Below are 7,401 nucleotides of genomic sequence, written 5' to 3' on the forward strand. Positions count from 1 at the left end.
TCCCGCGCCCCCCTCTGACGCCGCCGGTCAGGTAGACAGGGATTGCGCGACGATGCGGGACCCGGCGGCGCAGGACGAGGCTGGTTAGATCGACCCAGGCGACGCCCGACGGAGACCGCCGATCCGCGGCCCCGCCCGACAGATGGAGACACGATGAGCAAGGCCACGAAGAAGGACACGCAGTCGCCTGCGCTGCACGCTGCCGACAGCCACGAGATGATCCGCGTGCACGGCGCGCGGGTCAACAACCTCAAGGACGTCAGCATCGAGATCCCGAAGCGCCGGCTGACGGTGTTCACCGGTGTCTCCGGCTCGGGCAAGAGTTCGCTGGTGTTCGACACCATCGCGGCGGAGTCGCAGCGGCTGATCAACGAGACCTACAGCGCCTTCGTGCAGGGCTTCATGCCGACGCTGGCCCGGCCCGAGGTCGACGTGCTCGACGGGCTGACGACCGCGATCATCGTCGACCAGCAGCGGATGGGCGCCGACCCCCGCTCGACGGTCGGCACCGCCACCGACGCCAACGCGATGCTGCGCATCCTCTTCAGCCGGCTCGGCAAGCCGTACATCGGTCCGCCCAGCGCGTTCGCCTTCAACGTCGCGTCGGTGCGGGCGAGCGGCGCGATCACCGTCGAGCGCGGCACCAACCAGAAGGCCGTGAAGCAGACCTTCTCCCGTACCGGCGGCATGTGTCCCCGGTGCGAAGGCCGGGGCAAGGTCTCCGACATCGACCTCACACAGCTCTACGACGACTCCAAGTCGATCGCCGAGGGCGCGTTCACCATCCCCGGCTGGAAGTCGGACAGCTGGTGGACCGTGCGGCTCTACGCCGAGTCGGGCTTCCTCGACCCGGACAAGCCAATCCGCAAGTTCACCAAGAAGGAGATGCAGGACTTCCTTTACAAGGAGCCCACCAAGGTGAAGGTCGAGGGCATAAACCTCACCTACGAGGGGCTGATCCCCAAGATCCAGAAGTCGTTCCTGTCCAAGGACAAGGAGGCGATGCAGCCGCACATCCGGGCGTTCGTGGAGCGGGCGGTCACCTTCACCACCTGCCCCGACTGCGATGGCACGCGACTCAGCGAGGGCGCCCGGTCGTCGAAGATCAAGAAGGTCAACATCGCCGACGCCTGCGCGATGCAGATCAGCGACCTGGCCGAATGGGTCCGCGGCCTCGACGAGCCCTCGGTGGCGCCGCTGCTCGCCTCGCTCCAGCAGACCCTCGACTCGTTCGTCGAGATCGGGCTGGGCTACCTCTCGCTCGACCGGCCCTCGGGCACGCTGTCGGGCGGCGAGGCGCAGCGCACCAAGATGATCCGCCACCTGGGGTCGTCGCTCACCGACGTCACCTACGTCTTCGACGAGCCCACCGCCGGCCTGCATCCCCACGACATCGAGCGGATGAACGGCCTGCTGCTGCGCCTGCGCGACAAGGGCAACACCGTGCTGGTCGTGGAGCACAAGCCGGAGGTCATCGCGATCGCCGACCACGTCGTCGACCTCGGCCCCGGCGCCGGTACGGCGGGCGGCGCGGTCTGCTTCGAGGGCACCATCGAGGGGCTGCGGGCCAGCGACACCGTCACCGGCCGCCACCTCGATGACCGGGCTGCCCTCAAGGAGAAGGTGCGTACCCCCACCGGCACGCTGGAGATCCGTGGCGCGAAGGCCAACAACCTCCGCGACGTCGACGTCGACATCCCGCTCGGCGTACTGGTCGTGGTGACGGGCGTAGCCGGCTCGGGCAAGAGTTCACTCCTGCACGGGTCGGTCCCCGCGAGCGCGGGCGTGGTGTCGGTCGACCAGACCCCGATCCGCGGCTCGCGGCGGAGCAACCCCGCCACGTACACCGGACTGCTCGACCCGATCCGCAAGGCATTTGCCAAGGTCAACGGTGTCAAGCCGGCCCTCTTCAGCGCCAACTCCGAAGGCGCCTGCCCCACCTGCAACGGCGCCGGCGTCATCTACACCGACCTGGCCATGATGGCCGGCGTCGCCACCACCTGCGAGGAATGCGACGGCAAGCGATTCCAGGCGTCAGTGCTGGAATACCGCCTCGGCGGTCGCGACATCAGCGAAGTGCTCGCCATGTCGGTCGCCGAGGCCGAGGAATTCTTCGACACCGGCGACGCCCGCACCCCCGCCGCACACGCCATCCTCCAGCGACTCGCCGACGTCGGACTCGGCTACCTCACGCTCGGCCAACCGTTGACCACTCTCTCCGGCGGCGAACGCCAACGCCTCAAGCTGGCCACGCACATGGCCGACAAGGGCGGCACCTACATCCTCGACGAGCCCACCACCGGCCTCCACCTCGCCGACGTCGAACAACTCCTCGGCCTCCTCGACCGACTCGTCGACGCCGGCAAATCCGTCATCGTCATCGAACACCACCAGGCCGTCATGGCACACGCCGACTGGATCATCGACCTCGGCCCCGGCGCCGGCCACGACGGCGGCCAGATCGTCTACGAGGGCACGCCAGCCGACCTCATCGCCGTCCGCTCCACGCTCACCGGCAAACACCTCGCCGAGTACGTCGGCTCCTGACCAACGGCACACCAACGAACCCCGACCGCTCCGGACGGGGTTCGTTGGCGTCGAGGCCCGTTGCAGGCCCTCATCTGATCAATCCGACCGTCTGAGACGGGAGCTACAGCGGCCGCTCGCCGCGGCCGAGGAGGAAGGTTCCAGGCCCAACGGCGCCCACCACCAGATGGGCGGCGGCCCCCAGCGATCCACTTCCGCCCGCCGTGCCCGGTCACCTGAAGCACAAATCGTCTCCGCGACACAATCCGCAGGCTGGAAGCCGCAGGCCATGGCATCGAGGACTCCGGTAACCTTGTTGATCGCGGGCCGCTAGCTCAATTGGCAGAGCTGAGGACTTTTAATCCATAGGTGTGCGTCGATAATATCGATGGCCATTTCCGCACTCTAGGGCTTGACCTGCGGTTCTTTCTCTTCCGGGCGAGACGTAGCGTCCTATATGGACTCGGGCGGCTCGTAGGCGCCTCGTCTGTTCGGGATGCGACATTGGGCACTGGGTCTGCCCGGCCCGGGTTGGCCCGAATGAGCGGCGATGCGTCCAGGTGACGAAGCGGCCGGCGACATCGCGGCGCACACGTTTGGCGGATCCTGATGTTCGCCCTCGACGATGACGGATCGGATGTTGACGAGTCGCCCACCACAGACAGCTCGACGGTAGCGGCGAAGCCGCCATGACGGAATCGGCGGGGCACGACGACGGTACGAGCGGCCGGCCGACGGAGGTGCGGATCATGATGTACGCGGAGGTTCTCGACGAGCCGCAGCTGGAGTTCGGTGGGGGAAGCCGCCACATCGATCCACTGTTCGGACTGAGTGCGTACGGCCCGGCCGATCTCAACGCCCCCAGCGCACCGTCCGCGATCCGCATCGGCCTGGTGGGCCCAGCCGGCCACCTCGATGGGTTGCGCCGCTGGCTGGAACGGTGCCGGGAACCGATTCCAGTCAAGGATGAACGCTACCCGCACCTGTTCCCGTCGTTTCCCGGCTGCGACATCGACCGCGCGGCCTATTAACGACCCTTGGTTTTCTCCGACCGCAATACCTGCCAGGTGCCGGCCCGGCCGCTCCAGGCTCTGACCAACCGCAGCGGTGCCGACGCGGTCACCGAGGCTGTCGACCTGTACGCCGACGAGATTGCCGCACTTGCCGAGGAGAACCGCGTCGACTTGATCCTCGTCGCCCGTCCCGACCAGCTCCGGGATACCCGAGCCCGGCGGTCCGGTCGCGCGGGCAGCAGACGCCCCGGTCCCGGGAAGGGCGGTAACCGTGGTCCGAGCATCGAGAATTTTGACGACCTGCTCAAGGCCCGCATGCTGCACCTGCGTCAACCGCTGCAGATCATGCGGCGCAGCACGTGGGACGGGCTCCCTCGAGCCGGGCCTCGAGGGCGGCTCGCGATCGGCCGCCTCGCAGGGCGGGATGTCATCTGGGACCGGGGCAGTGGCCGGCGGCTGTGGTGAGTACGGTCCGGCCCCGCCCGAACGTACTGGCGGGCGGGGCCGGACTTGCCACGGTCAGCGGGTCGCTGGGTTGGCTACCTCGAACTCGTTGATCTGCTCGCCGGTGAGCACGTCGAAGGCGCGTACCACCGTGCGGTCCTCGTACACGGCCACGGTCAGCACGGCCGGCGACTCGGGCCGGTCGGTGGCCGAGTCCTCGTCCCACGGGTCGTCCGGGCTGGGCATGAACTCCATCGCCAGCGCGCCCGTGTTGATCGCCGTGTAGCCGTCCTTGTTGCCGCCGTCCACGACCACCCGCGCGGCCCAGTCGCGACGGTACGGCGACCAGTGCGTGTGGCCGCTCAGGTAGATCACGTTCGGGTACTTGCCGATGATCTTCTCGATGTCGAACTCGCGCGGGCCGTTCCCGTAGAAGTTGCCGTACGTGCCGGAGACCGTCCACTCGAACGGGTAGTGGCGCATCACCAGCACCTGCTTGCCCTTGCCGGACCAGTAGGCGAGGCGCTCGGTCAGGAACGTCATCTGCGCGTCGCTGATGTCGTTCTTCTCATCCTCGGCGACGCCGGCCTCTGGGCCGAGCACGATCAGCGGCACACCGCCGACGACCTTCTCGTAGTACGTCCTGGTGATGTTCGCGCCCCACTGGTTCGCCCAGGTGACGTAGTTGCTGATCTGCTGATCCATGGTCAGCACACGGCTGCGCACGTCGTGGTTGCCGATCGCCGGGTACACGGGCGGCAGCTTGTGCCCTTCGAACGCCGCGCTCACCTGGGCGTACTCCGCGACCTGCTGGTCCTGGGTCGCCTCGCGCGGCCCGGAGATGATGTCACCGGCGAAGAGGAACCCCTTCGCGCCGGGCGCCTCGCGGCGCAGCAGGTCGAGCGCCTTGTCGGTGTACGGCAGCCCCTCCACCTGGATGTCGCTGAGCACCTGGAACATCACCGGCTTCGCGTTGCTGGACAGCGCCGGCAGCGGGGTGCGGACCACCACGTCGTCGACCGCCCAGAACATCTGCGGCCGATTGCCGCTGTACGCGAAGCGGAACACCGCGTTGCGCGCGCCCGACGGCACCTTGACCCGGATCACCTCCTGGCCGGAGATGACGTCGCCGCCGCCGTTCGCGCTGACCCGAGCCGCCGAGTAGCGCAGGATCTCCTGCTCCGCCCCGCCGTCGAACGCCACCGTCACCCGGCCGACAGCCTTGTGCGCCTGCCGGTAGTGCGAGGAGAAGACGAGCTCGATCGCCTTGCGGCTGTTGAGCGGAACGGCCGGGCTGACCAGCGTGCTGTTGACCGGGTTGCTGCCGTCGACCGTGGCGCCCTTGGCCGCCGCGATGCCGTTGTCGGCGACCGCGAGCACGCCACGCGAGCGGGAGAACTGCTGCCGCCCGTCGAGGAAGCAGCGCTGGTCCAGCGGCCGGTCGGTCTCCGGGTTGCAGCCTACGCCGGCGGGTGCGGCGGCGGCGAACCAGTCGTTCCGCTGAGTGAACGTCCAGCCACGCCAGCCAGCCGGCGTGCCGTCGGTCTGCACCGACCAGGCACCGCTGGCGCCGTCGAAGTCGCCGCGCCAGAGCGTCTTGTTGCCCGGCTGCGCGTTCCCGGAGCCACCGGCCTCCGCGGCCGCGGTGGGCAGGAGGACGAGCGCTGCGGCGGCTAGGGCCAGCAGGTGTCGGGTCTTGGGTCTGGGGTTGGCCATGCCAGCTCCCTTACTGAGGGTACGAGTAGCCACACCCTGGCGAGTTTGATCAAATGACCGGTGAACGCCGGACCCTGGCCGGATGATCATCCTCGGTCGGACACGCCGCCCTCCAACGCCTCCCCGGCCCGTCAATCCCCAAGCCGCCGCTCCCACGGCCTCGCGGCCCGCGGCTTCCCATCCGTTCAGGCCGATCGCCAGACGGGAGGCCGGACGTGCGGGTCTGGGTGCCTCACGAGCGACCCGGACCACGTCGTCGCGAAACTCACGGGGATAGGGCTTGGGCACAGCGACATCCTCCCAGCCCGCCCACCGGACAAGCCATCTCAAATGTCACCCACCGGTGCAGCAGACCCAACTGGCATCCAGCACCCTGACCGTCACCATTTCGGCGAACGTGGACGACGTCATCGCCGCGACCCGGCTGAGGTCAGCGAAGAACGGTTACGCAGAGACTGCCAAGTCCGAGTAAGAGCGTCAGGACGGCCATGCGCTCGCTGACGTTCCAGGAAGCCCAACCACGTCTAGGTCGAGGACCGGCGACCCAGATCAGCGTTTGGTTGCGTCGGGCCTGCCAACGGCCAACCAGGACCACCACCGCGACAGAGAGAGCGGCCAGCAGGCCAGCGAGCATAAGGAGCTTGTTCGTGGCTTCGAGCCTGCCCGTTCCGACGAAGATGATGATGCTTGCTGTGGTGAACACGCTGGCCGCCAGAGCCGCCCAACCGACGTCCAAGCGTCTGAACCGTGAGTGTCCATCAGCACGGATGAGAAGCTTGCGAAGTTGCTCAGCCCTTCCGATAGCCCACGCAGCTTCGTCGTCTTCTACAGCGACGGATGCGGCCCGTTCATCGATGCTGATCTCAACGCATCGACTGCCGGCGTGGATCCGAAGGTCAAGGGTGTCCAAACGCCGCGGTTCTGCCGGATGCAGGCACACGTCTGCGACCTGGCATAGACCGTCGAGGGAGTCCGAGCGCACTCGCGTGCCACCGCTACTGGTGGCGTACTCGATCCGTGCATTCGTTATGCCTTCCGCGGCGACGGCCACCAGCTTGCCGATCGCTGCTCCGTCGAGCTTGCATCCATAGACGGTCTGCGTAACCAAAGCGGCAGACACCGATGGCGTGGCCTTCGAACCAGGAGGGATGGTCACATCGGCTCCTCAAAGGTGGGGGTTGAGGTCATGACGGCGTTCTATCCGGTCCTCAAACCACGCAAGCCGCGCCGCTTCTCGGACCGGTCGCCCACGATCGAGACACCGAAGAGCGAAGAGGCAACTACTGCGCCGCAGCTGCGATGCAGAGGCGAGCCCAACGCCGTCAAGGCATAGCCAGCGGTATGCCCGATGCGGGTGTTTGAAGTTGTGATCTTGTCTTTCTTTCATTATGAAAGAAAAATTGCGCTCACATTAGCCCCGTATACCGCCAAAGGACCGCGACGGATCGTAGCAGTCAAGCGCAGCGCGCTCATGAAAACTTTCATGACGACATTCGCCTACTGCGACACAGGTCGTAACGGATATTCAACCTTTACGTGGCGAATCAGACTATCTGACCCGTAATTGGTCAGGTAGTAGCAAGTCTCATCCCGTAGCTCATGCGGTATGAGAGCGCCTATAGTCGTCCGCGTGAAGGTCGTGTACAAGATCACGTATCCGAACGGGAAGATCTATGTCGGAAAGGACCTCACGGGCACGCTC

At 66.8% G+C, this 7,401-nt stretch carries 5 protein-coding genes; 3 read left to right on the forward strand and 2 right to left on the reverse strand.

Translation table 11 applies throughout. The features are described from left to right. Positions 1-153 precede the first annotated feature (153 nt). From ACFFIA_RS37430 to ACFFIA_RS37440, 3 genes are all read left to right on the forward strand, one after another. A complete protein-coding gene (locus ACFFIA_RS37430; RefSeq protein ID WP_377260741.1) occupies positions 154-2,547 on the forward strand; it encodes an ATP-binding cassette domain-containing protein in 2,394 nt (797 codons plus the stop codon). Positions 2,548-3,275: 728 nt separating this feature from the next. Further along, positions 3,276-3,557, forward strand: a complete 282-nt coding sequence (locus ACFFIA_RS37435) for a hypothetical protein (RefSeq protein WP_377260743.1) — start codon at positions 3,276-3,278, stop codon at positions 3,555-3,557. Positions 3,558-3,563: 6 nt separating this feature from the next. Beyond that, on the forward strand, positions 3,564-4,004 hold the full coding sequence (locus ACFFIA_RS37440; protein ID WP_377260745.1) for an argonaute/piwi family protein: 441 nt from the start codon (positions 3,564-3,566) through the stop codon (positions 4,002-4,004). A 54-nt stretch (positions 4,005-4,058) separates the two neighbouring features. Here the strand turns inward: ACFFIA_RS37440 and ACFFIA_RS37445 are convergent, their stop codons facing one another. Together ACFFIA_RS37445 and ACFFIA_RS37450 are read right to left on the reverse strand one after the other, a co-directional pair. After that, positions 4,059-5,699, reverse strand: coding sequence for a metallophosphoesterase (locus tag ACFFIA_RS37445; RefSeq protein ID WP_377260748.1), 1,641 nt, complete (start codon positions 5,697-5,699; stop codon positions 4,059-4,061). Positions 5,700-6,129: 430 nt separating this feature from the next. Next, complete coding sequence (locus ACFFIA_RS37450; RefSeq protein WP_377260751.1) at positions 6,130-6,855, reverse strand: hypothetical protein; 726 nt, start codon at positions 6,853-6,855, stop codon at positions 6,130-6,132. Positions 6,856-7,401 lie beyond the last annotated feature (546 nt).

Origin of the sequence: Phytohabitans kaempferiae, assembly GCF_042433955.1 — a bacterium.
Classification (GTDB): Bacteria; Actinomycetota; Actinomycetes; order Mycobacteriales; family Micromonosporaceae; genus Phytohabitans; species Phytohabitans kaempferiae.